This is a genomic window from Bradyrhizobium sp. ma5 (genome assembly GCF_042258955.1).
Classification (GTDB): Bacteria; Pseudomonadota; Alphaproteobacteria; order Rhizobiales; family Xanthobacteraceae; genus Bradyrhizobium.
On record NZ_CP170156.1, the window covers coordinates 5,085,720 to 5,111,436 of the forward strand.

The 25,717-nt window shown below is 65.4% G+C and carries 25 protein-coding genes; 15 read left to right on the forward strand and 10 right to left on the reverse strand.

The window, feature by feature from the left end; genetic code table 11:
- The first annotated feature begins 3 nt into the window (after nt 1-3).
- The gene (locus tag ACE103_RS23675) at nt 4-1,305 is read left to right on the forward strand and encodes a dihydroorotase (RefSeq protein ID WP_375775088.1); all 1,302 of its coding nucleotides are present in this window, start codon (nt 4-6) and stop codon (nt 1,303-1,305) included.
- A 227-nt stretch (nt 1,306-1,532) separates the two neighbouring features.
- Entirely contained in the window at nt 1,533-2,129 is a 597-nt protein-coding gene (gene plsY / locus ACE103_RS23680) for a glycerol-3-phosphate 1-O-acyltransferase PlsY (protein WP_375775089.1), read from the forward strand.
- Between the two features lie 115 nt (nt 2,130-2,244).
- Here the strand turns inward: plsY and ACE103_RS23685 are convergent, their stop codons facing one another.
- The gene (locus ACE103_RS23685) at nt 2,245-3,483 is read right to left on the reverse strand and encodes an amidase (RefSeq protein ID WP_375775090.1); all 1,239 of its coding nucleotides are present in this window, start codon (nt 3,481-3,483) and stop codon (nt 2,245-2,247) included.
- A gap of 115 nt (nt 3,484-3,598) precedes the next feature.
- Here ACE103_RS23685 and dprA point away from each other — a divergent pair, with 115 nt between their 5' ends.
- The gene (gene dprA / locus ACE103_RS23690; RefSeq protein WP_375775091.1) at nt 3,599-4,714 is read left to right on the forward strand and encodes a DNA-processing protein DprA; all 1,116 of its coding nucleotides are present in this window, start codon (nt 3,599-3,601) and stop codon (nt 4,712-4,714) included.
- 153 nt (nt 4,715-4,867) lie between these two features.
- On the opposite strand, the gene ACE103_RS23695 is transcribed toward dprA, so the two are convergent.
- Entirely contained in the window at nt 4,868-5,263 is a 396-nt protein-coding gene (locus tag ACE103_RS23695; RefSeq protein ID WP_342711596.1) for a helix-turn-helix domain-containing protein, read from the reverse strand.
- 99 nt (nt 5,264-5,362) lie between these two features.
- On the opposite strand from ACE103_RS23695, the gene ACE103_RS23700 reads away from it, so the two are divergent.
- Entirely contained in the window at nt 5,363-5,971 is a 609-nt protein-coding gene (locus ACE103_RS23700) for an FMN-dependent NADH-azoreductase (protein WP_375775092.1), read from the forward strand.
- Between the two features lie 182 nt (nt 5,972-6,153).
- Here the strand turns inward: ACE103_RS23700 and ACE103_RS23705 are convergent, their stop codons facing one another.
- A complete protein-coding gene (locus ACE103_RS23705) occupies nt 6,154-6,318 on the reverse strand; it encodes a hypothetical protein (protein WP_223967525.1) in 165 nt (54 codons plus the stop codon).
- 156 nt (nt 6,319-6,474) lie between these two features.
- Nucleotides 6,475-7,248 (reverse strand): SDR family NAD(P)-dependent oxidoreductase, encoded by a 774-nt coding sequence (locus tag ACE103_RS23710; protein WP_375775093.1) that lies wholly within the window; start codon nt 7,246-7,248, stop codon nt 6,475-6,477.
- A gap of 112 nt (nt 7,249-7,360) precedes the next feature.
- Between ACE103_RS23710 and ACE103_RS23715 the strand changes: the two genes are divergently transcribed.
- Nucleotides 7,361-7,834: a winged helix-turn-helix transcriptional regulator gene (locus tag ACE103_RS23715; protein ID WP_375775094.1), complete on the forward strand. Its 474-nt coding sequence runs from the start codon at nt 7,361-7,363 to the stop codon at nt 7,832-7,834.
- Between the two features lie 286 nt (nt 7,835-8,120).
- Here ACE103_RS23715 and ACE103_RS23720 read toward each other — a convergent pair whose 3' ends face one another.
- The gene (locus ACE103_RS23720; RefSeq protein WP_375775095.1) at nt 8,121-8,372 is read right to left on the reverse strand and encodes a hypothetical protein; all 252 of its coding nucleotides are present in this window, start codon (nt 8,370-8,372) and stop codon (nt 8,121-8,123) included.
- 229 nt (nt 8,373-8,601) lie between these two features.
- Between ACE103_RS23720 and topA the strand changes: the two genes are divergently transcribed.
- The 4 genes from topA to ACE103_RS23740 are packed head-to-tail and all read left to right on the forward strand — an operon-like array spanning nt 8,602 to nt 14,969.
- A complete protein-coding gene (gene topA / locus ACE103_RS23725) occupies nt 8,602-11,382 on the forward strand; it encodes a type I DNA topoisomerase (protein WP_375775096.1) in 2,781 nt (926 codons plus the stop codon).
- The gene (rnr, locus tag ACE103_RS23730; protein ID WP_375775097.1) at nt 11,383-13,755 is read left to right on the forward strand and encodes a ribonuclease R; all 2,373 of its coding nucleotides are present in this window, start codon (nt 11,383-11,385) and stop codon (nt 13,753-13,755) included.
- Nucleotides 13,746-14,183 (forward strand): DUF983 domain-containing protein, encoded by a 438-nt coding sequence (locus tag ACE103_RS23735; RefSeq protein ID WP_375775098.1) that lies wholly within the window; start codon nt 13,746-13,748, stop codon nt 14,181-14,183. Before rnr ends, ACE103_RS23735 begins: the two co-directional genes overlap by 10 nt.
- A 36-nt stretch (nt 14,184-14,219) precedes the next feature.
- Entirely contained in the window at nt 14,220-14,969 is a 750-nt protein-coding gene (locus ACE103_RS23740) for an NUDIX domain-containing protein (protein ID WP_229168009.1), read from the forward strand.
- 29 nt (nt 14,970-14,998) lie between these two features.
- Here the strand turns inward: ACE103_RS23740 and ACE103_RS23745 are convergent, their stop codons facing one another.
- Entirely contained in the window at nt 14,999-15,514 is a 516-nt protein-coding gene (locus tag ACE103_RS23745) for a hypothetical protein (protein WP_375775099.1), read from the reverse strand.
- A 146-nt stretch (nt 15,515-15,660) separates the two neighbouring features.
- Between ACE103_RS23745 and ACE103_RS23750 the strand changes: the two genes are divergently transcribed.
- The 3 genes from ACE103_RS23750 (at nt 15,661) to ACE103_RS23760 (ending at nt 17,922) form a co-directional block, all read left to right on the forward strand.
- Nucleotides 15,661-16,986: an LLM class flavin-dependent oxidoreductase gene (locus ACE103_RS23750; RefSeq protein ID WP_375775100.1), complete on the forward strand. Its 1,326-nt coding sequence runs from the start codon at nt 15,661-15,663 to the stop codon at nt 16,984-16,986.
- A gap of 128 nt (nt 16,987-17,114) precedes the next feature.
- Nucleotides 17,115-17,282 carry a 50S ribosomal protein L33 gene (gene rpmG, locus ACE103_RS23755; protein ID WP_018271988.1) on the forward strand — a complete coding sequence of 56 codons (168 nt, stop codon included), beginning with the start codon at nt 17,115-17,117 and terminating at the stop codon, nt 17,280-17,282.
- Between the two features lie 109 nt (nt 17,283-17,391).
- Nucleotides 17,392-17,922 carry a hypothetical protein gene (locus ACE103_RS23760; protein WP_375775101.1) on the forward strand — a complete coding sequence of 177 codons (531 nt, stop codon included), beginning with the start codon at nt 17,392-17,394 and terminating at the stop codon, nt 17,920-17,922.
- On the opposite strand, the gene ACE103_RS23765 is transcribed toward ACE103_RS23760, so the two are convergent.
- The 3 genes from ACE103_RS23765 to ACE103_RS23775 form a co-directional block, all read right to left on the reverse strand.
- On the reverse strand, nt 17,919-18,047 hold the full coding sequence (locus ACE103_RS23765; protein ID WP_256520374.1) for a hypothetical protein: 129 nt from the start codon (nt 18,045-18,047) through the stop codon (nt 17,919-17,921). The genes ACE103_RS23760 and ACE103_RS23765 overlap by 4 nt on opposite strands.
- A gap of 69 nt (nt 18,048-18,116) precedes the next feature.
- Nucleotides 18,117-19,514 (reverse strand): ammonium transporter, encoded by a 1,398-nt coding sequence (locus ACE103_RS23770; RefSeq protein WP_375775102.1) that lies wholly within the window; start codon nt 19,512-19,514, stop codon nt 18,117-18,119.
- Between the two features lie 451 nt (nt 19,515-19,965).
- On the reverse strand, nt 19,966-21,198 hold the full coding sequence (locus tag ACE103_RS23775; RefSeq protein ID WP_223967514.1) for an MFS transporter: 1,233 nt from the start codon (nt 21,196-21,198) through the stop codon (nt 19,966-19,968).
- Between the two features lie 133 nt (nt 21,199-21,331).
- Here ACE103_RS23775 and ACE103_RS23780 point away from each other — a divergent pair, with 133 nt between their 5' ends.
- Nucleotides 21,332-21,934: a TetR/AcrR family transcriptional regulator gene (locus ACE103_RS23780; RefSeq protein ID WP_375775103.1), complete on the forward strand. Its 603-nt coding sequence runs from the start codon at nt 21,332-21,334 to the stop codon at nt 21,932-21,934.
- A gap of 128 nt (nt 21,935-22,062) precedes the next feature.
- Nucleotides 22,063-23,268: a serine hydrolase domain-containing protein gene (locus ACE103_RS23785; protein WP_375775104.1), complete on the forward strand. Its 1,206-nt coding sequence runs from the start codon at nt 22,063-22,065 to the stop codon at nt 23,266-23,268.
- Nucleotides 23,269-23,319: 51 nt separating this feature from the next.
- Here the strand turns inward: ACE103_RS23785 and ACE103_RS23790 are convergent, their stop codons facing one another.
- On the reverse strand, nt 23,320-24,777 hold the full coding sequence (locus ACE103_RS23790) for a sulfatase (RefSeq protein WP_375775105.1): 1,458 nt from the start codon (nt 24,775-24,777) through the stop codon (nt 23,320-23,322).
- A gap of 134 nt (nt 24,778-24,911) precedes the next feature.
- On the opposite strand from ACE103_RS23790, the gene ACE103_RS23795 reads away from it, so the two are divergent.
- Nucleotides 24,912-25,691: a helix-turn-helix domain-containing protein gene (locus ACE103_RS23795; protein WP_375775106.1), complete on the forward strand. Its 780-nt coding sequence runs from the start codon at nt 24,912-24,914 to the stop codon at nt 25,689-25,691.
- The last annotated feature ends 26 nt before the right edge of the window (nt 25,692-25,717 follow it).

The window sequence follows — 25,717 nt, forward strand, 5'->3', positions numbered from 1 at the left end:
GCCATGCTGACTGACCGCCGCCCCATCCTGCTCGCCAACGCCCGCGTCATCGATCCGTCCCGCGACTTCGACGGTCCGGGCGACGTCCTGATCGCCGACGGCGTGATCCGTGACGCCAAGCGCGGCATCGGCGCCGCCGGCGTCCCCGAAGGCACCGACATCGTCAATTGCGCCGGCAAGATCGTGGCCCCCGGCCTGATCGACATGCGCGCCTTCGTCGGTGAACCCGGCGCCAGCCACCGCGAGACCTTTGCATCCGCGAGCCAGGCCGCCGCCGCCGGCGGCATCACCACCATCATCTGCCAGCCCGACACCTCGCCTGTCATCGACAATTCGGCGACCGTCGACTTCGTGCTGCGCCGCGCCCGCGACACCGCGATCGTCAACATCCATCCGATGGCAGCGCTGACCAAGGGCATGCAGGGCCAGGAGATGACCGAGATCGGCCTGTTGAAGGCTGCCGGCGCCGTCGCCTTCACCGACGGCGACCGCAGCGTCACCAACGCCCAGGTGATGCGACGCGCACTGACCTATGCCCGCGATTTCGACGCGCTGATCGTGCACCACACCGAGGATCCGCACCTCGTGGGCGAAGGCGTGATGAACGAGGGCGAATTCGCCACGCGGCTCGGGCTTGCGGGGATCCCGACCGCGGCGGAGTCCATCATGCTCGAGCGCGACATGCGGCTCGCGGGGCTGACCGGCGGCCGCTATCACGCGGCGTCGCTGACCTCGATCGAGTCATTGGAAATCCTCAAGCGTGCCCGCGACAACGGGCTCCACGTCTCGGCCTCGGTCTCGATCAACCACGTGACGCTGAACGAGAACGATATCGGCCCCTACCGCACCTTCCTCAAGCTGGCGCCGCCGCTGCGCACCGAGGAGGACCGCAAGGCGCTGGTCGCAGCGCTTGCCTCCGGGTTGATTGACGTCGTGATGAGCGATCACAATCCGCAGGACGTCGAGGTCAAGCGGCTGCCGTTCGCGGAAGCGGCGAGCGGCGCAGTCGGCCTGCAGACCATGCTGCCGGCGGCGCTACGGCTGATCCACAATGGCGAGATGGACTTCAAGACGCTGATCCGGGCGATGTCGACCCGACCGGCGGAACTGCTCGGCCTGCCCGGCGGCACACTGCGCGCCGGCGCCCCGGCCGACGTGATCGTGATCGATGCCGACACCCCCTGGGTGCTCGACCGCGATGACCTCAAATCGCTGTGCAAAAATACGCCGTTCGACGACGCCCGCTTCTCGGGCCGCGTGACCCGGACGATCGTCGGCGGACGGACGGTGTACGAACACGTCTAGACTAGGCGCGGAACTCAGCGCGCCGCGAGTTGCGACATTGCTTCCATCGTCGTTCCCACGACGATGGCCGCGACGTAAACGACAAAGAAAACCTGCTCCAGCCGCCTGCGAACAGAAGCCATGATAAGGTCCCTCATTTCCAAGGCCATGGTGCGGATCGATGGTTAATATTTCATTGACAGGATTGTCCAAAATGGACCTAACCGACCGTCCGGGGAGCCACCGCGATGTCCGCTGACGCGATGCTGCTGGCCGCCTTCCTGATCGGCTATCTCTTGGGCTCGATCCCGTTCGGCATGATCCTCACCAGGCTCGCCGGCACGCAGGATCTGCGCACCATCGGCTCGGGCAATATCGGCGCCACCAACGTGCTGCGCACCGGCCACAAGGGCCTCGCCGCGGCAACGCTGATCGGCGACATGCTCAAGGGCACGGTCGCTGTGATCATCGCGGGCTCAATCGACGGCCCGAACGCGGCGATGTTGGCGGCGCTGGGCGCATTCCTCGGCCACCTCTTCCCGGTCTGGCTTAAATTTCGCGGCGGCAAGGGCGTTGCGACCTATATCGGCGTGCTGCTCGGCCTGTTCTGGCCGGCGGCGCTGATCTTCGCCGTGATCTGGATCGGCACCGCCACCACCACGCGCTACTCGTCGCTGTCGGCGCTGATCGCCGCGTTCGTGACGCCGCTGTTCCTGTGGTGGTTCGGCCACAACGCGCTCGCCTCGCTGTTCGCCGTGCTGACGCTGCTGCTCTTCTACACACACCGCGAGAACATCAAGCGCCTGCAGGCCGGCACCGAAGGCAAGATCGGCGAGAAAAAATAACTCTCTCCGTCATTCCGGGGCGATGCGCAGCATCGAGCCCGGAATCCATTGGGCCGCATCTTCGCTGTGAAATGGATTCCGGGTTCTCGCTTCGCGAGCCCCGGAATGACGGCGGTTATTTCCTCAGCGCATCCTCGACAAAGCTCGCCGCCGCCAGCGCCTTCGCGTCATCACCAAAACCCGCGATCACGGTCACGCCGACCGGCAGTCCGCCCTCGGCAGTCAGCGTCGGCACGTTGACGCACGGTACGCCCATCAACGTCCACAGCCGGTTGTAACGGGGATCGCCGGTCGAGGCCAAGCCGTTCGGCGCGGCTCCCGGCGCCGACAGCGTCAACAGCACATCGACCTCGCCAAAAATCGCTGACAGCGCCTGCCGCGCGCGCAGCGTGACGTCCATCGCCGCGTCGTACTCGGCAGGCGTGTCGCCCTTGCTCTCGTCGAGCCGGCCGCGCAGCAGCGGCGGCATCGCATCGTAGTTCTGGCCGTACTCCCAGGCGAGCGACTGGTGCGCCTCGAACTCCTGCACGATCGGATGGATCCGCCACGCCTCGGCGATGTTGTCGGGCACCGCAAGCTCGCGCACGGTTGCGCCCGCCTGCTCCGCGGCCCGCGCGGCCTTCTGCAACGCCTCCGCGCCGGATGGTTCCGGCGCGCCGGCGAAGGCCTGCGTCACCACGCCGATGCGCGGTGCTGCGATCTGCGACGGCACCACCAGGTCAGACCGTTTGGTCATCGCCGCCAGCCCCAGCGCGACATCGCGCACGCCGGCGCCGAACAGCCCGACGGTATCGAGCGTCCACGAAAAACACTTCACGCCGACGGTCGGCAGCAGCCGGTAGCTCGGCTTGATCGCGGCGACGCCGCAGAACGAGGCCGGCCGGATCACCGATCCGCCGGTCTGCGTACCGAGCGCCAGCGGAATCATCCCGGCGGCAACCGCGGCTGCCGAGCCCGACGATGATCCGCCCGGCGTATGCGCGTGATTGTGCGGGTTGAGCGTTGCGGTCGGATCGTTCGCCGCGAACGCGGTGGTCGTGGTCTTGCCGATGATGGTCGCGCCGGCCTGCTTCAGCGCCATCACCACAGACGCATCGGCGCGCGGCTGATGGCCGCGATAGATCGCAGCCCCCATCTCGGTCGGGAATCCGGCGGTATCGATGATGTCCTTGATGCCGACCGCAATCCCGCGCAGCGGCCCGGCATCCTGCGCGCGCGCCGTCGCGTCATGACGGACAAAGGCGCCGATGGTCTTGTCCTGCGCCGCGATGGCGTCCTGCGTTTGCATGATAGCGGCATCGGCGGACAATTCGCCGGAGGCGATGCGGCGCTGGAGATCGGCAAGCGAAATCATCGGCAGACTTCCTGTTTCTTGACGGCTTCTTGGCAAGCGCTTGTAGCGCGTCGCGCGTCGCTGCGCCAACGTCGCAGTTGATCACAATCCCAGGTTGGGCGAAGCTGGCCCCCGCATGCATGACCGGTCTCCCAGCACCACTGAACTCACCGACACCGAACGGCTCAACCGGCTCCGGTTGATCCGCTCCGACAATGTCGGCCCGCGCACCTTTGCATCGCTGCTCCGCCATTTTGGCGATGCGGCGCATGCGCTGGAGCGCCTGCCTGATCTCGCGCGCCGCGGCGGCGCATCGGGACCCGGGCGCATCACGAGCGAGGCCGATGCCGCCGCGGAGCTCGCGGCCTGCGCCAAGTTCGGCATCGACCTCGTCGCGCCGGAGGAAGCCCACTATCCCGCGCGGCTTGCCACCATCGACGACGCGCCGCCGCTGCTTGCCGTGCGCGGCGCGCGCGACACGCTGATGCGGCCAATGATCGCGATCGTCGGCTCCCGCAATGCCTCCGGCGCCGGGTTGAAATTTGCAGGCCAGCTGGCGCGCGATCTCGGCGATGCCGGCTTTGTCGTGATCTCCGGCCTCGCCCGCGGCATCGACCAGGCGGCGCATCGCGCGACCGTTGCAAGCGGCACGGTCGCCGTGCTGGCCGGCGGCCATGACAAAATCTACCCGCCGGAGCATGAGGATCTGCTCGCCGCCCTGCTTGCGCGCGGCGCGGCGATCTCGGAGATGCCGCTCGGCCACGTGCCGCGAGCGCGCGACTTCCCTCGCCGCAACCGGCTGATCTCGGGCGCATCGCTCGGCGTCGTGGTGGTGGAGGCCGCGCACCGTTCGGGCTCGCTGATCACGGCGCGGATGGCCGCCGAACAGGGCCGCGAGGTGTTCGCGGTGCCGGGCTCGCCGATCGATCCGCGCGCCGCCGGCGCCAACGATTTGATCAAGCAAGGCGCCACGCTGGTCACCGAAGCCGCCGATGTCATCAACGCGGTCACGCCGATCATGGAGCGGCCCGTCATGCTGTCCGCGCGCGAAGACGACGAGCCACTGGATTTTGCCACCGATGCGTCCGATCGCGCCCGCATCATCAATCTGCTCGGACCGAGCCCGATCAGCCTCGACGATCTGATCCGGATGGCCGATGTCTCGCCCGCCGTCGTCCGTGCGGTGCTGCTCGAACTCGAGCTCGCCGGCCGACTCGAGCGTCACGGTGGCGGGCTGGTGTCGATGATCTGACGCAGCAGCTTGGGTGACTTATTCCAATCCGTCACCGTCATCCTGAGGAGCCTGCGCAGCAGGCGTCTCGAAGGATGCACGGCCCGGCTGGTGGCCGTCGACCCTTCGAGACGCGCGCAAGAGCGCGCTCCTCAGGGTGACGGATAACACTCCCTACTCGTTGCGTCCGTCAAACCGTGTCCGCGCGCCCTCGATCTCCGGCAGATGCGCGAAGGCCCATTCGCCGAGCGCCTTCACCGGCTTCGCCAGGCCGCGGCCAAGATCCGTGAGCTCGTAATCGACCCGCGGCGGGATGGTCGGAAACACCGTGCGCGTGACAAGGCCATCGCGCTCGAGCCCGCGCAGCGTGAGCGTCAGCATCCGCTGCGAGATGCCGTTGATCATTCGCTTCAGCTCGTTGAAGCGCTTCGGCCCCTCCATCAGCATCATGATCACGAACACGCTCCACTTGTCGCCGACCCGCGCCAGCACGGAGGCGACCGCACGACAATCGCTGTGGTCGGGACTCGGCCTCGGCGGAGCAGTCACATGGATGTTCTCAGGTCTCATTGCTGTGCTCGGGTTTCAAAAATGTGCGTTCTTGCGGACATTTAGGGCAGTCACTCATATAGCGCCAGTTACAAACCTATACCAAAGGTGACCCCTGCCATGAAACTTCTGCACATCGACTCCTCAGTCCTCGGCCCCCACTCCGTCAGCCGCCAAGTCTCTGCCGCCGCCGTCGAGCGGCTGCGCCAGGCCAATCCGGGCCTGGTCGTGAGCTACCGCGATCTCACCCAGACCCCGCTCGCTCACCTCTCCGGCCTGCACCTCGCCGCCGGCCAGGGCGCGGCGCCGGACCCGTCGGTGCGCGATGACATCGCGACCGGCCAGGCCGTTCTCGACGAGTTCCTTGCCGCCGACATCGTCGTGATCGGCGCGCCGATGTACAATTTCACCATTCCCTCCCAGCTCAAGGCCTGGATCGACCGCATCGTGGTCGCTGGCAAGACCTTCAAATATGGCGCTGCCGGCGTCGAGGGACTGGCCGGCAACAAGCGCGTCATCATCGCGATCTCGCGCGGCGGCTATTACGGCGCCGACACGCCGATGGCCGCGCTCGAGCACCTCGAGACTTATCTGCGCGGGGTATTCGGCTTCATCGGCGTCAAGAATCTCGAGCTGATCCCCGCCGACGGCATCCAGGTCGGTCCCGAGCATCGCGAGAAGGCCGTTGCAGGCGCGCTGCAGGCCGCCGGCAGCCTAAACGCCGCCTAGTTCCAGAACCGCTGTCGTCACCCGCGAAAGCGGGTGACCCAGTATTCCAGAGACGCCGTTTATTGGACCGAGAGGTCTCGGCGTACTGGATACCCCGCATACGCGGGGTATGACAGTTGTGGGTGGGGCAAGGTCTCGTCCAAACGCTACGCGTCATGCGTGGACTTGCCCCGCGCGATACCTCAGAGCCAGACGCCCTGAATGCCGAAGATGACGGCGACGAGCGAGATCAACAAACCGATGCCGGAAAACAGCGCGACCGTCACAAACTGCGCTGAGTCTGAATTTTCATTTTCGGACGTAGACGAAACCGGGATCGGCGTCGCAATGCGGGCTGCTTTCGGCATGAAGGAACTCCAAAATGATTCCGTGGTGAAAAAATTCCCGCCCATTCAGGAGTCCGGCGAGTACGTCAAAGGTTCAATACGCGCGATAGTAGTCGCGCGCGAAATCGGCCGGTGTGAACTGCTTCACACCGGCCGTTCGTTACAATGCGAAACAAACTAGCCGCGATAGATCGGCGCGCCCGCGGGCGATGCCGTTGCACCGCCATCGATGAACAGTTCCTGCCCCTGCACGTGCGCCGCGTCGTCGGACGCGAGGAACAGCACGGTCTTCGAGATGTGATCGGGTTCACCGATACGTCCGAGCGGCGTGGACTTGCCGATGCGCTGCTCGAACGCCTTTTCAGCCTCGGGCGTTGCGATCGCCGCGCCCCAGATCGGCGTCCGCACCGCGCCCGGTGCCACTACGTTGACGCGGATGTTGCGCGGCGACAGCTCTGACGCCATCACACGCGCCATCGCGCGCACACCGGCCTTGCTCGCCGCATAGGCCGAATAGCCGGGATTGCCGAGCACGGAAATCACCGAGCCGTTGAGGATGATCGACGCGCCGTCGTTCAGATAAGGCGCGACCGCCTGCACCGTGAAGAACACGCCGGTGAGATTGGTGCGGATCACATTTTCGAATGCGGCGAGCGTGGTGCCGCCAACCGGCGTCTGGCCGGGAATGCCGGCATTGGCGAACAGCACGTCGTACTTGCCGAACTTTTCCGCGCCCTGCTTCACCGCGGCTTCCAGCGCAGCGACATCGGTGGCGTCAGCCACCACCGCGAACGCGTTCGGCCCGAGCTCCCGTGCCGCCGCCGCGAGCGTCTCCTTGTTGCGCCCGGTGATGACGACCTTGGCGCCTTCGGCGACGAACAGCCTTGCTGTCGCAAGCCCGATGCCGCTGTTGCCGCCGGTGATCAACGCCGTCTTGTTCGCCAGTCTCATGTCCGCCTCCAGTTAGTTGGTTGCATTATTAAACTTAGTTGCCTACCTAGGCCATCAGGTTTAATATTGCAACCACACAAGAGCGTGATGGCCAACTTTCGGAGCGTGCGTCGTGAAACGAACCAGCCTTGCAGGCGACAGCTGTCCGGTGGCCCGCGCGCTCGACGTGTTCGGCGACTGGTGGTCGCTCCTGATCATCCGCGACGCGAGCCTCGGCCGGCGCCGCTTCGGCGAATTCCAGGCCAGCCTCGGGCTTGCGAAGAACATCCTCACCACACGGCTGCGCACGCTGGTCGAGCGCGGCATCCTGAAGACGGTCCCCGCCTCCGACGGCAGCGCCTATCAGGAATATGTCCTGACGCCGAAGGGCCACGGCATCTTTCCGATCCTGGTCGCGCTCCGGCAGTGGACCGAGGAGTTCGACGACCATCCGGACGAGATCGCGACCATCATGGTCGACCGCGGCAAGGGCAACCCGGTGAAGAAGCTCGCGCTGTTGTCGCAGGACGGGCGCGTGTTGGGTGCGGCCGATACCACGTTGAAGCCGCGGCCTGCCGTGAAGCGCGCGCGGCGCGTATCGGCGTAAACGCCATCCTTCGTCATCGTCGCGAGAGCGCGAAGCTTGGCCTCATCCACAACTGTCATCGCCCGGCCTGTGCGCAATTGCGCACATGGACCGGGCGATCCAGTACGCCGCGGCTTCTCAGTTCAAGCACTTCTACCTCTGGAATACCGGATCGCCCGGTCGAGCCGGGCGATGACACCGAGATGAGGTGCGCAGATCACGGCGCGTCGTAGCGAACGAGACCCATCCTCGCCGCCGTCCTGGCGAATGGAGAGAGCCCTGATGCAAGACCGGCCCTGTCATGCCCTCACGACAGCTTCCTTCGGCTACGCGCGCGCAATTGCTCGTCGGCCTCAAGGCGGGTCATCGCGAGCAGATGGTCGAGGAAATCGAACTTGTGGCGCTGGGCGAGTTTGGCGAGCTCGGTCGCGGCCGCTGCGATCAGGACCAGGGCGTCATCCGGACCGCCCTCCCCACCTGGCTCCCCATCTGGCTCGTCGCCCTCCGGTCGCCGTCGGCCGGACTGCTTGGGCTTGCGCCCGCCCCCTGTGCTGCTCAAAAGGCCTAATCCGATTCCCACCCTATATATAAAGAGATACGCCGTTTCCGGGCGCAACTCTAGGACGTATTTTTCAACCCTTGGGATAGAGACTCCACAGCTTGAGCCCTCCCTTCAATATCTGGCGATTTGACACCGACCGCCCCAGCACCCATGTTCGCCCCGACACTGCGGGCCGCGAGTCTAGCGGAACCCACCTTCAAGTTTTCCCATAAGCCATTGGAATGACATGAATATCGTCATTGTGGAGTCGCCTGCCAAGGCCAAGACGATCAACAAATATCTGGGGTCCTCCTACGAGGTCCTGGCGTCGTTTGGCCATGTTCGCGACCTCCCGGCCAAGAATGGTTCGGTCGATCCGGACGCCAATTTCCAGATGATCTGGGAGGTCGATGCCAAGGCCGCCGGCCGGCTGAACGACATCGCCAAGGCGCTCAAGGGGGCCGACCGCCTGATTCTCGCAACCGACCCTGATCGCGAAGGCGAAGCGATCTCCTGGCATGTGCTGGAGGTGATGAAGGAGAAGCGCGCACTGAAGGACCAGAAGGTCGAGCGCGTCGTGTTCAACGCCATCACCAAGCAGGCGGTCACCGACGCCATGAAGGCGCCGCGCCAGATCGATGGCGCGCTGGTCGACGCCTATATGGCGCGCCGCGCACTGGACTATCTGGTCGGCTTCACCCTCTCGCCCGTGCTGTGGCGCAAGCTGCCGGGCGCCCGCTCCGCCGGCCGCGTGCAGTCGGTCGCGCTGCGGCTGGTCTGCGACCGCGAGCTCGAGATCGAGAAGTTCGTGCCCCGGGAGTACTGGTCGCTGGTCGCGACGCTGCTGACGCCGCGCGGCGACGCCTTCGAGGCGCGGCTGGTCGGCGCCGACGGCAAGAAGATCGCGCGGCTCGACATCGGCTCCGGCGCGGAAGCCGAGGACTTCAAGAAGGCGATCGAGGCCGCGCTGTTCAAGGTCGCGACCGTCGAAGCCAAGCCGGCGCGGCGCAATCCGCAGGCGCCCTTCACCACCTCGACCCTGCAGCAGGAAGCCAGCCGCAAGCTCGGCTTCGCGCCGGCGCACACCATGCGCATCGCGCAGCGGCTCTATGAGGGCATCGACATCGGCGGCGAGACCACCGGTCTCATCACCTATATGCGAACCGACGGCGTGCAGATCGATCCGTCCGCGATCACCCAGGCCCGCAAGGTGATCGGCGAGGATTACGGCAACGCCTATGTGCCGGATGCCCCGCGCCAATACCAGGCCAAGGCCAAGAACGCGCAGGAAGCGCACGAAGCGATCCGCCCGACCGATCTGTCGCGCCGTCCGGCCGCCATCGGCCGCAGGCTCGATGCCGACCAGGCGCGGCTCTACGAATTGATCTGGAAGCGCACCATTGCGAGCCAGATGGAATCGGCCGAACTCGAGCGCACCACTGTCGACATCGAGGCCAAGGCCGGCGCCCGTGTGCTGGAGCTGCGCGCCTCCGGCCAGGTCATCAAGTTCGACGGCTTCCTCGCGCTCTACCAGGAAAGCCGCGACGACGAGGAGGACGAGGATTCACGCCGCCTGCCCGCGATGAGCCAGGGCGAGGCGGTGAAGCGCCAGAGCCTTGCCGTCACCCAGCATTTTACCGAGCCGCCGCCGCGCTTCTCGGAAGCATCATTGGTGAAGCGGATGGAAGAGCTCGGCATCGGCCGTCCTTCGACCTACGCCTCGATCCTGCAGGTGCTGAAGGACCGCGGCTACGTCAAGCTCGAGAAGAAGCGGCTGCACGGCGAGGACAAGGGCCGCGTCGTGGTCGCGTTCCTCGAGAATTTCTTCTCGCGCTACGTGGAGTACGACTTCACCGCCGATCTCGAGGAACAGCTCGATCGCGTCTCCAACAACGAGATCTCCTGGCAGCAGGTGCTGAAGGATTTCTGGAGCGGCTTCACCGGCGCGGTGAACGACATCAAGGACCTGCGCGTCTCCGAGGTGCTCGATGCGCTCGACGAGATGCTCGGCCCGCACATCTATCCGCCGCGCGCGGACGGCGGCGACGTCAGGCAGTGCCCGACCTGCGGCACCGGCCGGCTCAACCTCAAGGCCGGCAAGTTCGGCGCCTTCGTCGGCTGCTCGAACTATCCGGAATGCCGCTACACAAGGCCGCTCGCAGCCGACAGCGCCGAGAGCGCCGATCGCGTGCTCGGCACCGATCCCGACACCGGGTTCGACGTCACGGTGAAGGCCGGCCGGTTCGGCCCCTACATCCAGCTCGGCGAGCAGAAGGATTACGCCGAAGGCGAGAAGCCGAAGCGCGCCGGCATTCCAAAGGGCACCTCGCCTGGCGATGTCGATCTCCAACTCGCGCTGAAGCTGCTGTCGCTGCCGCGCGAGATCGGCAAGCATCCGGAAACCGGGGAGCCGATCACCGCCGGCCTCGGCCGGTTCGGGCCGTTCGTGAAGCACGAGAAGACCTATGCCAGCCTCGAGGCCGGCGACGAGGTGTTCGATATCGGCTTGAACCGCGCCGTCACGCTGATCGCTGAGAAGATCGCGAAGGGCCCGAGCGGCCGCCGCTTCGGCGCCGATCCGGGCAAGCCGCTCGGCGACCACCCGACGCTCGGCGCCGTTGCGCTGAAGAACGGCCGCTACGGCGCCTATGTCGCGGCCGGTGGCGTCAACGCAACGATCCCGAGCGATCGCACCCCGGACGAGATCACGCTTCCGGAAGCGATCGCGCTGATCGACGAGCGCGCGGCCAAGGGCGGCGGCAAGAAGGCCAAGAAGGCGAAGGCGGAAAAGCCTGCCAAGGCCAAGAAAGCCAAATCTGAAAAGACAACGTCTGAAGAGACCGACGGCGACGCCCAGGCCAAGCCTGCCAAGAAGGCTGCGTCGAAGAAGGCGGCTGCGAAGCCGAAAGCGGATGCGACCAGCAAGGCGCGCGCGCCGGTCGCCTCCGGTGCCAAGACCTCGCCCGCAAAGTCATCGGCACCCGCGAAAGCGCCCGCAAAGAAGAGCGCCGGCAAGGCAAGAGGATAAGTGAAACGAAAACCCGACCATGGCTTTCCGGGCCGGGACGCCATCGTCGCCTTCATTCGCGCCAATCCAGGCAAGGTCGGCACCCGCGAGATCGCGCGCGAGTTCGGCCTGAAGAACGCCGACCGCATCGAGTTGAAGTGGATCCTGCGCGAGCTCGCGGACGACGGCACGGTCGCCAAGCGCGGCCGCAAGATCCACGAACCGGCGGCATTGCCGCCGACCCTGCTCGCCGACATCACCGGCCGCGACAGCGACGGCGAGCTGATCGCCACCCCTGCCGAGTGGGACTCGGAAGACGGCACCGCCCCGAAAATCCGCATCGAGACGCCGCGGCGGCCGAAGCCCGGCACTACCGCCGGCGTCGGCGACCGCGCGCTGCTCCACGTCGAGGTGACCGACGAGAACGGCGACAGGCACTATCGCGGCCGCGTCATCAACGTGATCGACCACGGGCGCAGTCGCATCCTCGGCATCTTCCGCAAGAACCCCGATGGCGGCGGGCGCCTGATCCCGGTCGACAAGAAGCAGGCCGGGCGCGAGCTCAACATCGCCAAGGCCGACAGCGGCGATGCCGAGGACGGCGACCTCATCAGCGTCGACCTGATCCGCACCCGCGGCTACGGGCTTGCCTCCGCCCGGGTCAAGGAGCGGCTCGGCTCGATCGCGAGCGAGAAAGCGATCAGCCTGATCGCGATCAACACGCACGACATTCCGCAGGTGTTCTCCGCCGCCGCCGTGCGCGAATCCGAAGAAGCAAAACCCGCGACCTTGCAGGGCCGCGAGGACTGGCGCGACGTGCCGCTCGTCACCATCGACCCGCCGGACGCGAAGGATCACGACGACGCGGTGCATGCCGAGGTCGATTCCGATCCGAACAACAAGGGCGGCTTCATCGTCCACGTCGCGATCGCCGACGTCGCCTTCTATGTGCGGCCCGGCTCGGCGCTCGACCGCGACGCGCTCCAGCGCGGTAACTCGGTGTATTTTCCCGATCGCGTGGTGCCGATGCTGCCCGAGCGCATCTCCAACAATCTCTGTTCGCTGGTGCCGGGCGAGCCGCGCGGTGCGCTCGCGGTGCGCATGGTGATCGGCTCCGACGGCCGCAAGCGCTCGCACACCTTCCATCGCGTGCTGATGCGCTCGGCGGCGAAGCTCGCTTACGCGCAGGCGCAGGCCGCGATCGACGGCAGGCCCGACGACACCACCGGTCCCCTGCTCGATCCGATCCTCAAGCCGCTGTGGTCGGCCTATGAACTCGTCAAGCTCGCACGCAACGAGCGCGATCCGCTCGATCTCGATCTGCCGGAGCGCAAGATCCTGCTGAAGGGCGATGGCACCGTCGATCGGGTGATCGTGCCGCAGCGGCTCGATGCGCACCGGCTGATCGAGGAATTCATGATCCTCGCCAACGTCGCCGCCGCCGAGATGCTGGAGAAGAAGGCGCTGCCGCTGATCTATCGCGTGCACGACGAGCCGAGCCAGGAGAAGGTGCACAACCTCCAGGAATTCCTCAAGACACTCGACCTGCCCTTCACCAAGCAGGGCGCGCTGCGTCCCGCCCAGTTCAACCGTGTGCTGGCACAAGTCTCCGGCGAGGATTACGAGCCGCTGGTCAACGAGGTCGTGCTGCGCTCGCAGGCGCAGGCCGAATACTCCGCCGAGAACTACGGCCATTTCGGCTTGAACCTGCGGCGCTACGCGCACTTCACCTCGCCGATCCGCCGCTACGCCGATCTGATCGTGCATCGCGCACTGATCCGCGCACTCGGCCTTGGCGAAGGTGCCTTGCCGACCGACGAGAGCGTGGAAACGCTGGCCGAGATCGCCGCGCAGATTTCCGTCACCGAGCGCCGCGCGATGAAGGCGGAGCGCGAGACCACCGACCGGCTGATCGCGCATTTCCTCGCCGACAAGGTCGGCGCTTCGTTCCAGGGCCGCATCTCCGGCGTGACGCGCGCCGGCCTGTTCGTGAAGCTCGACGACACCGGCGCCGACGGCCTGATCCCGATCCGCACCATCGGCAGCGAGTATTTCAACTACGACGAAACCCGCCACGCGCTGATCGGCACGCGCAGCGGCGCGATGTATCGGCTCGGCGACGTCGTCGACGTGCGGCTGGTCGAGGCCGCGCCGGTGGCGGGCGCGCTGCGTTTTGAGCTATTATCCGAAGGTCAGGCAATTCCGCGCGGCAGAAAACGCGAGGGCGTCGGAACCGAGCGCCGCAGCGCGGGATTTGGCAAGGGGCCAAATAAAGGACCAGGCAAGGGGTCCGGCAAGAAGGCACACAAGGAACGGAAGGCGCGCAACAAGAAGGATCGCAAGCCGGCGAAGCAGAAGTCCGGCAAATCGAAGCGAGGCAAGTCATGGAAGTGACACCGCCGACGGTGGTTTGGACTCGCGACGCTGTGGAGCCCGAGAAGCGCGACGTGTGGACCGCGATGAAGCGCGGGTTCCTCAGCCGTTGTCCGCGCTGCGGAAAAGGCCGGCTGTTCCGCAAGTTTCTCAAATGCGACGGCCATTGCCCAGTCTGCGATCTCGATTTCTCGCCGCATCGCGCCGACGATCTGCCCGCCTATCTCGTCATCGTCATTGTCGGCCATATCGTGGTACCGACTGCGCTGTGGATCGAGACCGACTATGCGCCGCCGGTGTGGCTGCAACTTGCGATCTATCTGCCGTTCACGCTGTTCGCATCGCTGGCGCTGTTGCAGCCGGTGAAGGGAGCCGTGATCGGACTGCAATGGGCCCTGCGCATGCATGGCTTTGACGAGAATCCCCCTAGCGACATCCCGCCGGTCTAGCTAAACCGGCCATCAAGAAGAAATGAAAGGGATGAAATGACTGAAGCTGCCGCACCCGCCGCCGTCGTCCATCAGGGCGAGAAAGAAGCCGATCACCACGCGTACTTCCGGCCGAAGGATGCGGCGACGCTGATCCTGATCGATCGCTCCGGCGCCAAGCCGAAGGTCCTGGTTGGCAAGCGCCACGACAAGGTCGTGTTTATGCCCGGCAAGTTCGTGTTCCCCGGCGGCCGCGTCGACAAGGCCGACAACCGCGTGCCGGTCGCAGCGCCGATCACACCGGAGCTCGAAGCCAATCTGTTGAAGGGCAGCCCGAAGATCACGCCCGGCCGCGCGCGTGCGCTCGCCAATGCCGCGATCCGCGAAGCCTGCGAAGAGACCGGGCTCTGCCTCGGCCGCAAGGTCGAGAAGTCGCAGAAGCTCGATGGCCCCTGGGCGCCGTTCGCCGACGCTGGTCTCTTGCCCGATCCGTCCGGCTTGTTCCTGATCGCGCGTGCGATCACGCCGCCCGGCCGCGTCCGCCGCTTCGACACCCGCTTCTTCACCGCCGACGCCTCGACGATCGCGCATCGTGTCGAAGGCGTGGTGCATGCCGACGCCGAACTGGTCGAGCTCGTGTGGGTCGAAATCGGCTCCGAGCCGCTCGCGGACGCGCACGCCATGACCAAGAACGTGCTCGCCGAGCTCGACCGCCGCCTCGCCACCGGCCCGCTTCGTCACGACGCGCCGGTGCCGTTCTTCCATTTCTACGGCGGCAAGATGCAGAAAGACGTGCTGGGGGCGTGACCCCAGCAATACCGGTACACAACGTCAGGTCAGCGCACCGCTGATATCACCGCGGGCAGCATGTGCGCTGCGACCACCCTGTGTCCCTCCGCCGTGAAGTGAATCTGGTCCGGCTGGAGATAATTGCGCAGCACTTCGTTCCACCACATCGGGATCACGCGGATGTGCCGGCCGCGAAGCCGGGCTTCGATCGCAGCCAGTTCGGCATTCTGATCTCCCTGCCCGCGTCGGCGCGCATTCCAGCCGCCGCCGCGGCGGTCGAGCAACACGATTTTGGTCCCTTCGGGGACCGCGGAATCCAGTCGCCCCAGCATGCCCGCGTTGGTATCGCCTGATATCCCCGCGTTGGTCACGTGAACGCTCCGGCCCTTCGCGGCGAGCATCCCCTCGAGCTGGGCCGGCCAGGCGTCCGAACTGCTGACGCCCTTTCCTGCGACGTTGCTTGCGCCGATCGCAACGATCTGCGCCCGCGCCGGGCTTCCAACACAGAGCACCATCGCGACCAGAACACCCGCGATCAGCAACAGCCTTCCCGGATAGACCATGTCCCCCTCCCCGATGACAAAGGTGCCGGTTGAAAATATCCTCTGCTCGTCGCCCAGATTGCAAGATTCTTCTTAAGGACCCTCATGGCGTTGCCGCCCGGCCTCCCTATCTGTTCCGCTAACGACATCAAAGACGGAACGGGGCAATGGCGAAGCGTCAACTCAAGCTCGGCGCATTCATGCGGCCGATCAGCATTCACACCGGCGCCTGGCGCTATCCCGGGGCCTGGCCCGACGCCAATTTCAACTTCGATCACATCAAGACGCTGATCCGGAAGCTCGAGGCCGGCAAGTTCGACGCCTTCTTCATGGCCGACCATCTGGCCGTGCTGAACATGCCGATCGACGCGCTGAAGCGCAGCCACACCGTGACCTCGTTCGAGCCGTTCACGCTGCTGTCGGCACTCGCGGCCGTCACCGAGAATATCGGCCTGATCGCGACCGGCTCGACCACTTTCGATGAGCCCTATCACGTCGCGCGGCGCTTCGCCTCACTCGATCACATCTCCGGCGGCCGCGCCGGCTGGAATATCGTCACCACGTCCAATCCGGACGCGGCGCTGAATTTCGGCCTCGACGATCACATGGAGCACGCCGAGCGCTACAGGCGCGCCCGCGAGTTCTACGATGTCGTGACTGGTCTCTGGGATTCCTTCGCCGACGATGCTTTCGTGCGCGATGTCGAGTCCGGGCTGTTCGTCGATCCCGACAAGATGCATGTGCTCAACCACAAGGGCAAATATCTCTCGGTGCGCGGCCCGCTGAACATCGCCCGCCCCGTGCAGGGCTGGCCGGTCATCGTGCAGGCCGGTGCGTCCGACGACGGCAGGCAGCTTGCGGCCGAGACGGCGGAGGCCGTGTTCACCGGCGGCGGCAGCCTTGCGGACGGACAGAAGCTCTACGCCGACATCAAGGGCCGCATGGAGAAGATCGGCCGCGATCCCGAGCATCTGAAGATCCTGCCCGGCGCCTTCGTCGTGGTCGGCGACAGCGTCGAGGAAGCCAAGGAGAAGCGCGCGCTGCTCGACAGCCGCGTGCATTACGACAGCGCGATCGCTTCGCTGTCGGTGGTCCTCGGCACCGATGCGTCCGGCTTTGATCCTGACGGGCAATTGCCGCCGATCCCGGAAACCAATGCCAGCAAGAGCGGGCGACAGCGCCTCGTCGATGTCGCGGCGCGCGACAAGCTCACCGTGCGCCAGCTCGCCCAGCGCGTCGGCGGCTATGGCGGGCTCGCCTTCGTCGGCACGCCGCAGACCATTGCCGACCAGATGGAGGAATGGCTGACCGGCCGCGGCAGCGACGGCTTCAACATCATGTTCCCCTATCTGCCGCAGGGCCTGTTCGAGTTCGTCGACAAGGTGGTGCCGGAACTGCAGAAGCGCGGGATTTACCGCACCGAGTACGAAGGTCAGACCCTGCGCGAGAATTTGGGCCTGCCGCGGCCCAAAAATCAGTTCTTTGGGGGGTAATCGGCCCGGAATCGGGGTGGTTTTGGCTTGGAAATCCTTGACTTTGGGCGGTTTCTGGCTAGTTTCCCGGCCAAACGCGGGCCGATTTGGCCGGCTCCCGATATCCCTGCATTTTCGAGGTTTTGCACATGGCCAAAGCGGTCACCATCAAGGTCAAGCTCGTGTCGACGGCCGATACCGGCTTCTATTACGTCGCCAAAAAGAATTCGCGCACCATGACCGACAAGCTGGTCAAGAAGAAGTACGACCCGGTCGCGCGCAAGCACGTCGAGTTCAAGGAAGCCAAGATCAAGTAAGATCGCCTGCTTCTGACGTTTCAAACGGGGCCCTCGCGGCCCCGTTTTTGCTTTCTAGCCTGCGTCATCCCGCATGATTCCCGGACAGGTTCCGGGGCGCAGGGCTCAGATGATCGCAACCTTGGACGAGGGAAACGTCGGCGGCTACTCGGTCGCCTACGGCCGCGAGGACACCTACTTTCCGGTCTATGTCACGGCAGCCCTCGCCGCGATCTTCCTGACCGCGAGCTGGATCACGGGCGCGCTCTATTGGCTGGCGCCGGCGGCTGCCGCGGGCGGCTTCACCTATTACAACATTCCTCTGCTGGAGGCCGGTCGTCCGACCATCGGGGCCAACCAGTACGGCATATTCATCCAGGCCTTCGGGCTGATCCGCTGGCGCGCCATCACGCGCATCGATCTCGTCGAGATCGCCGAGCGCGCGATGACCGTTCACGAACTGCAGATCGCACTCGATGGGCCGCTCGGCAGCGCGCTGGTGGCCGATTGGCGCAAGCGGCCGGCCTATCGGCTCTTGATGCGCTTGCCGTGGCGCATGGACCACCGTGGCGTGGTCCGCGTCAGTCTCGAGCCATTCGATCGGACGCCCGACGAAATCCACCGGACGTTCCTCAGGATGTGGCGCTACTACCGGAGCTAGCCCTTGAACGCCTCATCGCGCAGATGCGCGTCCGCGATCTCTGCATCCGGATTGTGTGTGATGGTCATGAACCAAACGAGGCTGAAGAACAGCGACCACGCTGTGTTCCAATAGAACCAGTTCATCGGATCACCTCGAACAGCTTTGATCCGCGCCAGCCGGCGATCGCCGGCTTGCGCGGAATGCCGCCAAGTCTACTGCACGACCTCGCCGTGCAGTGCCAGATCCAACCCTTCGCGCTCGATGTCGCGCGTCACGCGAAGCCCGACGAAGAGATTGATCACGAACAGGATGATCAGGCTCACGACGGCATCATACACGAAAACCGTCGCGACGCCGATGCATTGATTGATGAACTGCCCGGGATTTCCCTCCAGAACGCCGGCCGTACCACCATACTGCTCGACCGCGAACACCCCGGTCAGCAGCGCCCCGACGATGCCGCCGAGGGCATGGACACCGAAGCAGTCCAGCGCGTCATCGTAGCTGAACATGCGCTTCAAGCCGGTGCATCCCCAGTAGCAGCAGACGCCGGCGGCGATGCCGATCGCGAACGCGCCGACCGGCCCGACGAAACCGGAGGCCGGCGTGATCGCGACGAGGCCCGCAACGGCCCCCGAGCAGATGCCGACGACGGTCGGCTTGCCCTTCAACGCCCACTCCACCAGCATCCAGGTGAAGCCCGCCACTGCGGTCGCGATCTGGGTCACCAGCATGGCCATGCCCGCCTGCATTCCGGCGGTGACGGCGGAGCCGGCGTTGAAGCCGAACCAGCCGACCCACAGCAGCGAGGCGCCGATGAAGGTCAGCACCATGTTGTGCGCCGGCCCGGTCTCGACGCGCTTGCCGAGCATGATGGCGCACATCAGGCCCGCCACGCCGGCATTGATGTGCACCACGGTGCCGCCGGCGAAATCGAGAACCTTGACATAGGCAGCATCGTTGCCCGCCGAGAAGATCCCGTCAGGACCCCAGACCCAGTGCGCGATCGGGGCATAAACGAAGATCGCCCACAGCCCGATGAACCAGAGCATCGCCGAGAACTTCATCCGCTCGGCAAACGCGCCGGCAATCAGCGCCGGCGTAATGATGGCGAACGTCATCTGGAAGCAGATGTAGACGGACTCAGGAATGGTCGCGGCTAGCGGATTGGGATTGCCGATGCCACCCTTGCCGATGTCGCTCAGGATGTCCTTGAGGAACAGGCGATCCAGACCGCCGATAAACGGCGTGCCGGCACGAAACGCCAGGCTGTAGGTGACGACGGCAAACAGGATCGTGACCAGGCAGGTCACGGCGAAGCTGGTCATCACGGTGTCGCCCACATTCTTCTTGCGCACCATGCCGCCATAGAACAGGCCGAGCCCCGGGATCGTCATCATCAGGACGAGCGCGACTGACGTGAGCATCCAGGCGGTGTCGCCGGAATTCGGCGTGCACTTCTCGAGGATCTTGCCGCCGCAGGCCGGCGGCGCCGCCGCATCCTCAGCCAGCGCAAGGTTGCTGAACAACAGGCAAAGAAACGTCACTCCCAGCAAAGCAACCACGATTCTCACGAGCTTCGGGCGCGTGTATGTCGCAGACTCCATCATCGTCCTCCCATCACAAGAAACATCGGTGTTCGGAATGGGCGCAGCGCGCTCCGGGCGTCGAGGATGCCGACGGCGCGAAGCCGCGAAGTCGTCGCGGCATCAGACCGGACGCGAGGCACAAGCGCCCCCTGCTCGGCGGCGCGGCGAAGGCCGTGGTGCGCGGATGGCTGGAGAATGACGGCGACTAGCCTCATCGCGGCCAGCCCTTCCCATGGGTCCCCAGGCCGGAACCTCAGCGACGGGTTCCGGCACGATTTCTAGCCAAATTGAAACAAGATTCGTGCCACGGAAGCGTGCCGCGTAACGTTTTGAAAGCACTGCTACTTCGATGTTCGGCCGGAACGGCTTCGCGCTCCATTGCACGTTCTCGGAGCAAACGATCGATGGAAAAATAGGCAGCAACCGGCGACTGCCCTCGCATGGGGCAGTCGCCGGTGGCCGGAATCGGAAGCTAGGCGGTCTTGAGCAGTGGCGGCTGCGCTGGCCGGATCAGCGCGAAGGCGACCTGGATGATGCCGCCGGCAAGACCGAGCGCGACACCGATGCGCCAAGCCATGGTGTAGGAGCCGAGCGAGTCGTAGATCACCCCTCCGCCGTAGGCGCCGAGGAAGCTGCCGACCTGGTGGCTCATGAAGGCAAGGCCCTGGATCATCGCCTGCCAGCGCAGACCGAACATCTCGGCCACCGCGCCCGCGACCAGCGGACCGACGCCCATCCAGAGGAAGCCCATGATGGCGCCGAACAGCAAGGTCGAGCCCGGCGTTGCCGGCAGCATGAAGTACCAGGCGAGCGCCAGCGAGCGCAGGATGTAGATGCCACCAAGCAGCGCGAGCTTGTTCCAGCGCTGGCCGGCCCAGCCGAAGAACAGCGAGCCCAGCACGTTGAAGCCGCCGATCATGCCGAGCGTCTGCGCGCTCAGCATCGGATCGAGCCCGCAGATCGCCAGATACGACGGCAGATGCGTGGTGAGGAAGACGAGCTGCATGCCGCAGACCATGTAAGCGCAGGTCATCACCACGAACGACGCGTTGCCGAACGCGGTCTTGGCCGCGGTCGCCGCCGTGGCGTTGCCGATATCATCGGCCGCGGGCTTCGGCAGCGGAATCTTGTCGACGCGACCGGCGTACAACGCGGCTGGAATCATCCCGATCGACAGGATGACGAATCCGGCAAGCCCGACGCGCCAGCCGAACCCTTCATTGAGCATCTGGCCGATCGGCGCCGACAGCAGTGCACCGAGCGAGCCCGCGGCCGAGACCATCCCGAGCACGGTCGAGCGCACCGTCTCCGACACCGCGCGCGCCGCGACCGACATCGCGATCGCATTCGCGGTGCAGGCGAGCGAAAGGCCGATCAGCACACCGGCGCCGATCATGATGGCGACGAGGCCATGCGCCGTCGTCATCAGCACGAGGCCCGCGATGTAGGCCAGCGCACCGACCACCATGATCGGGCGGAAGCCGTAGCGCACCGTCATCGCGCCCGCGAACGGCTGCAGGAAGCCCCAGGCCAGGTTCTGCACGGCCAGCGCCAACGTAAAATGCGACACCGAAATGCCGATGTCGTGCGTCAGCGGCTGCATGAAGATGCCGAGGCTCTGCCGCAGCCCCATGCTCAGCGTGAGCATGATGGAGGCGCCGATCAGAATGGGAAGCGTGGGACGCAGGACCTGCAACAGGGGCATTGTTCTTATTCTCCCATGACGGCGCAGCACGAGTGCCACGGCCTGCGATTCACGCATGTTTTGGTTACACAGACCTGTGTACTTAGGCTATACAGGGGGCCAACTGTCAAGCGAAGAGGATCACCGCCGGCGCATGGCTTCCCCGCCTCCCAAACAGACCATGAAAGAGCGGATCCTCGAGACCGCCGACAAGCTGTTCTACCTGCAGGGCATTCGCGCCATCGGGGTCGACACCATCGCGGCCGAGATCGGCATCAGCAAGCGCACCCTCTACAATCACTTCCCGTCCAAGGACGCGCTGATCGAGGCCTATCTGCAGCGCCGCTTCGTGCAGCCGCGCCCCTCCGACAAGCCGCCGGCCGAGCAGATTCTCGCAACCTTCGATTCGCTGGAGCGGCGGTTCTCGGCGAAGGATTTTCGCGGCTGTCCGTTCGTGAACGCGGTCGCCGAGCTCGGGCCGGACGACGAGGACCGTACCGTGCGCAACATCGCCATCGCCTTCAAGGAAAGCCGCCGGATCTGGTTTCGCGATCTGCTGCGGCAGCTTGGCGTCGCGGAGGCCGAGGCACTTGCGACCCAGCTGACGCTGCTGGTCGACGGCTCGATCGCGCAGGACCTGGTGCGCGACGATCCGGCGATGGCGCGCGCGGCCAAGGAAGCCGCCCGCGTGCTGCTGGCGAATGCGGGGGTCAAGGTGGACGGCGCCGCGCCTGCGGACAACAAGCGCACTGGATAAATCCGGTTGCGTACACAAGTCCGGTTTGGTTGGTAGCGTGACGGCACGCGACGACATACCCGATTGGATATTCCGTCCGGCGAGATTGACGACCGCGCGACAACCTGCGGCACAACTGGGGAACAACCATGGAAGATCTGAAGGTGACGGCCACCGGCTACGATTTCGCGCCGGCGCGCGCCGCCATGCAGCGCTATATCGACAACGATCTGCTGTCCGGAATCTCCTGGTCGGTTCTGGTCGGGCGCGACATCGCCGACACGGGCTGCGTTGGATGGGCCGACAAGGAAGCGCAGAGCCCGCTGCGCACCGACCACATCTTCCGGGTGTTCTCCAACACCAAGCTGATCACCTCCTGCGCGGCGCTATTGCTGTTCGAGGATGGCCGCTTCCAGCTCGACGATCCGATCGAGAAATTCATCCCGCAGCTCCGCAACCGCAAGGTCCTGCTGAAAGGCGCGACGTCGATCGATCAAACCGAGCCCGCGAAGAGTTCGATCACCATCCGCCAATTGCTCAGCCACAGCGCCGGCTTGAGTTACGGTTTCTTCGATCCCGGCACCGTCATTTTCAAGGCGCTCAACGAGCGCGGCGTGCACAATCCCAACACGACCCTGGCTGAAATGGTCGACGTGCTGGCCGATTTGCCGCTGATCTATCAGCCCGGCACGTCGTGGGAATATTCGCTCGCGATCGACGTGGTGGCACGCCTGGTGGAAGTCGTCAGCGGCCAGACCTTCGACAAGTTCATCAAGGCGCGCATCCTCGATCCGCTCGGCATGGTCGATACCGGCTTCGTCGTTCCACAACAGGACCAGGGACGCCTTGTCGCGTATTACGCCGGCGCAGATCTGATGGAGCCGATGAAGCCGGGCCTCACCCGCACCGACAATGCGCCGTTCCCCGGCGCCTATCTGCGCCCGGTCGCCAGGCTCAATGGCGGTGGCGGCCTCGTCTCGACGATGCCCGACATGGTCGCGTTGATCCGCAGCCTGCTGCCCGGCGGACCGACGCTGCTGAAGCCGGACACGATCGCAATGATGATGTCCAACCAGCTGCCCGAAGGACAGTGGATCCGCTTCGCGATGATGGGCGAGCAACCCGGCAAGGCGCACGGACTTGCCGGTGGCCTGATCCTCACCCCCTCGCCGATCGATCATCCCGACGCGGCCGGCGAATTCTACTGGGGCGGCGTCGCGGGCACGCAGTGGTGGATTTCGCCGAAGACCGGGATGGCCGGCGTCATGATGGCGCAGCGCCAGATGGCGTTCGTCCATCCGTTCTCGTTCGAGTTCAAGCGGCTGGCCTATGACGCGGTAAAGCGCGGGCGGTAGGACAGCTCCTCCAGTGCTGGGTCACCCTCGCGAGAACGGGCGACCCAGCCCTCACCGTTGGCCCTGCTGCGGAAACGTCTTTTCGAGATCAGGCTCACCGCTGGCCTTCTGCGAGCCGAAATGATCGGCGAGCTGGCCGCTGTCGAAACTGTCCGTAAAGCTCTCACGCACTTCCGGCAGCATGTCCTTGTTCCACTCGGTCCATGCCGCGACCATGCGGTCGTAGATGTCACGGTGCCGATCCCTGAGATTGGCGCGCTCCAGCGGATCGGCCACGACATTGAACAGGAAGGTCTTGTCGAGCATCTTGAGGATTTTCCAATCGCCGTCACGCGCCGCACGCTGCGCATTCGCCTTGTAACGCCAGAACAGCTTGCGCGGTACCGGCGCCGGATTGGCGGTGAGTACGGGCAGCAGGTTCATGCCGTCCGGCGGATACGCTGGATCCGGCGCCCCGCCAGCGGCGGCCAGCAGCGTTGGCAGCCAGTCCATGCTGGCCATGACCTGCTCATGCGTCCGGCCTGCGGATATCCTGCCGGGCCAGCGGATCACGGCCGGGATGCGCAGCCCCCCTTCCAGCAGCTCGGTCTTGTGGCCGGTAAAGGGCCAGGTGTTCGAGAAGCGTTCACCGCCGTTGTCGCTGGTGAAGACCACGATGGTGTCGTCGACGATGCCCTTCGTCTCGAGGGTGCGCAGGATGCGGCCGATCTGGGCATCCATCGCCTGAACCATCCGTCGATAGGTCGCGAGCGAGCCGCCGTCGAAGTCGAACAGGGACTTCGCCGCGAGACGCTGCGACTCCGCCTCATCGCCCGGCGCCTCCCACGGCCAGTGCGGCGCGTTGAAATGCAGACTGAGGAAGAACGGCTGCCTGGCCTTGGCATACCCCTCGATGACGCTGATCGCGCGATCGCCGAACAGCTCCGTCGAATAGCCGACCTTGTGGATCGGCATGTCGTCGTCCCACAGGTCGTCGTGATGATCCGGCCCCTGGTGTGCGTAATAGTCCAGCGCGCCGCCGCGAAAGCCGTAGAAGTGATCGTAGCCGCTCTGCAACGGACCGAATTTCGGCAGCTCGCCCATGTGCCATTTGCCGACCAGCGTCGTGCCGTAGCCGAGCTTCTTCAGCAGCGAGGGGATGGTTGGCATCTCCGGCGGCAGACCGACGGTTTTGCCGGCGCCGGCGAGCGGCTCTTCCAATCCGAGGCGGAGCCGATATTGATAGCGGCCGGTGATCAGCGCGGTGCGCGTCGCCGAACAGACCGCCGAATTGGCATAGGCCTGAAGGAAACGCAGACCGCCGGCGGCGATCCGGTCGATATTCGGCGTGTGCATCTCGGACAGGCCGTAGCACGATAGATCCGCATATCCGAGATCGTCGGCGAGGATGAAGATGATGTTCGGCTGCTTCGGCGGCGTCCGTGCGAATGCCCCCTGCTGCCCGAGAGCCAGCGTGACGGACGTTGCGGCTGCCGAGTTGATCAATTTCCGGCGGGTCATTTTGGGCATCGAGACCTCCCACATTGCATGGCAGCGAGCGTAGGAGGCCCTGTGGCGCCCATCAATTGCTCTTGAACCGGCGTTCCGGAGAGTGGAACGTGAGGATGTAGAGACATCCCCACCGGCGACGGAAGAGCTGAGAGATGGAGCAAGATGCGGTCAGGGCCTTGTCACGCGGCCTCGGTGTTCTGGACACACTCGAGACGCGTGACGCGATGGCGCTGCGCGACTTGCATCGGATCACGAGGCTCCCGAAGCCGACCCTGCTGCGCCTGCTGTCGACGCTTGAACGCCACGGCTATGTCAGCCAGCGGCTGGCCGATGGCTGTTGGCGACGCACGTCGCGGGGACGTTTGTCGGCAGCTTCCGAGGCAAAGGAGCAGTTGCTCGATTGCAGCACGGCGGTGCTGCACGACCTGTGCCGCGACGTCATATGGCCGTCGGACGTCGGCGTCTATCGCGACGGCACAATGGAGATCATCGAGAGCAATCGCGCCCTCACCCCGCTGCCGATCGCCCGGGTGCCCATCGGGCTGCGCGTCTCGTTGCTGGGGTCCGGCCTCGGCCGTGCCTGGCTTGCGTATTGCGGCGACGCAGAAAGGCGGCAGGCGATCGCCGACGCCTGTCACGTAGCGGACCGGAGCACACGCGCTGGCGCCGGACTCCGCCGGAACATCGAGGCCGTCCTCGAACACACGCGACAAAAGGGCTATGGCTGCCGGGCCGCAACCGGTGTCTCCGCGCCGGCAGGACAGGGCGACATCGGCATTGCGGTGCCGATCCTCAGTACTGGGCGCCTGCTTGGCTGCGTCAATATCGTGTGGCGATCGACGGCGATGAGTGAGGCCGTATTCGCCGACCGCTATCTGCCGCGTCTGCAGCAGGCGGCCGCGGCGATCGGCGCGCAGATATCGGCATCATAGCGCGGATGGAGTGAAGCGAAATCCGG

What these genes read in the sequence shown, in the direction of transcription:
- ACE103_RS23685 (WP_375775090.1), bottom strand. Translation starts at nt 3,483, where the DNA reads ATGATTTCGCTTGCCGATCTCCAGCGCCGCATCGCCTCCGGCGAATTG.
- ACE103_RS23740 (WP_229168009.1), top strand. Translation starts at nt 14,220, where the DNA reads ATGACTGAAGCTGCCGCACCCGCCGCCGTCGTCCATCAGGGCGAGAAA.
- ACE103_RS23710 (WP_375775093.1), bottom strand. Translation starts at nt 7,248, where the DNA reads ATGAGACTGGCGAACAAGACGGCGTTGATCACCGGCGGCAACAGCGGC.
- ACE103_RS23770 (WP_375775102.1), bottom strand. Translation starts at nt 19,514, where the DNA reads ATGATGGAGTCTGCGACATACACGCGCCCGAAGCTCGTGAGAATCGTG.
- ACE103_RS23760 (WP_375775101.1), top strand. Translation starts at nt 17,392, where the DNA reads ATGATCGCAACCTTGGACGAGGGAAACGTCGGCGGCTACTCGGTCGCC.
- ACE103_RS23795 (WP_375775106.1), top strand. Translation starts at nt 24,912, where the DNA reads ATGGAGCAAGATGCGGTCAGGGCCTTGTCACGCGGCCTCGGTGTTCTG.
- ACE103_RS23705 (WP_223967525.1), bottom strand. Translation starts at nt 6,318, where the DNA reads ATGCCGAAAGCAGCCCGCATTGCGACGCCGATCCCGGTTTCGTCTACG.
- ACE103_RS23675 (WP_375775088.1), top strand. Translation starts at nt 4, where the DNA reads ATGCTGACTGACCGCCGCCCCATCCTGCTCGCCAACGCCCGCGTCATC.
- ACE103_RS23765 (WP_256520374.1), bottom strand. Translation starts at nt 18,047, where the DNA reads ATGAACTGGTTCTATTGGAACACAGCGTGGTCGCTGTTCTTCAGCCTC.
- ACE103_RS23780 (WP_375775103.1), top strand. Translation starts at nt 21,332, where the DNA reads ATGGCTTCCCCGCCTCCCAAACAGACCATGAAAGAGCGGATCCTCGAG.
- plsY (WP_375775089.1), top strand. Translation starts at nt 1,533, where the DNA reads ATGTCCGCTGACGCGATGCTGCTGGCCGCCTTCCTGATCGGCTATCTC.
- ACE103_RS23750 (WP_375775100.1), top strand. Translation starts at nt 15,661, where the DNA reads ATGGCGAAGCGTCAACTCAAGCTCGGCGCATTCATGCGGCCGATCAGC.
- ACE103_RS23700 (WP_375775092.1), top strand. Translation starts at nt 5,363, where the DNA reads ATGAAACTTCTGCACATCGACTCCTCAGTCCTCGGCCCCCACTCCGTC.
- ACE103_RS23695 (WP_342711596.1), bottom strand. Translation starts at nt 5,263, where the DNA reads ATGAGACCTGAGAACATCCATGTGACTGCTCCGCCGAGGCCGAGTCCC.
- ACE103_RS23775 (WP_223967514.1), bottom strand. Translation starts at nt 21,198, where the DNA reads ATGCCCCTGTTGCAGGTCCTGCGTCCCACGCTTCCCATTCTGATCGGC.
- ACE103_RS23735 (WP_375775098.1), top strand. Translation starts at nt 13,746, where the DNA reads ATGGAAGTGACACCGCCGACGGTGGTTTGGACTCGCGACGCTGTGGAG.
- ACE103_RS23745 (WP_375775099.1), bottom strand. Translation starts at nt 15,514, where the DNA reads ATGGTCTATCCGGGAAGGCTGTTGCTGATCGCGGGTGTTCTGGTCGCG.
- dprA (WP_375775091.1), top strand. Translation starts at nt 3,599, where the DNA reads ATGCATGACCGGTCTCCCAGCACCACTGAACTCACCGACACCGAACGG.
- topA (WP_375775096.1), top strand. Translation starts at nt 8,602, where the DNA reads ATGAATATCGTCATTGTGGAGTCGCCTGCCAAGGCCAAGACGATCAAC.
- ACE103_RS23785 (WP_375775104.1), top strand. Translation starts at nt 22,063, where the DNA reads ATGGAAGATCTGAAGGTGACGGCCACCGGCTACGATTTCGCGCCGGCG.
- rpmG (WP_018271988.1), top strand. Translation starts at nt 17,115, where the DNA reads ATGGCCAAAGCGGTCACCATCAAGGTCAAGCTCGTGTCGACGGCCGAT.
- ACE103_RS23790 (WP_375775105.1), bottom strand. Translation starts at nt 24,777, where the DNA reads ATGCCCAAAATGACCCGCCGGAAATTGATCAACTCGGCAGCCGCAACG.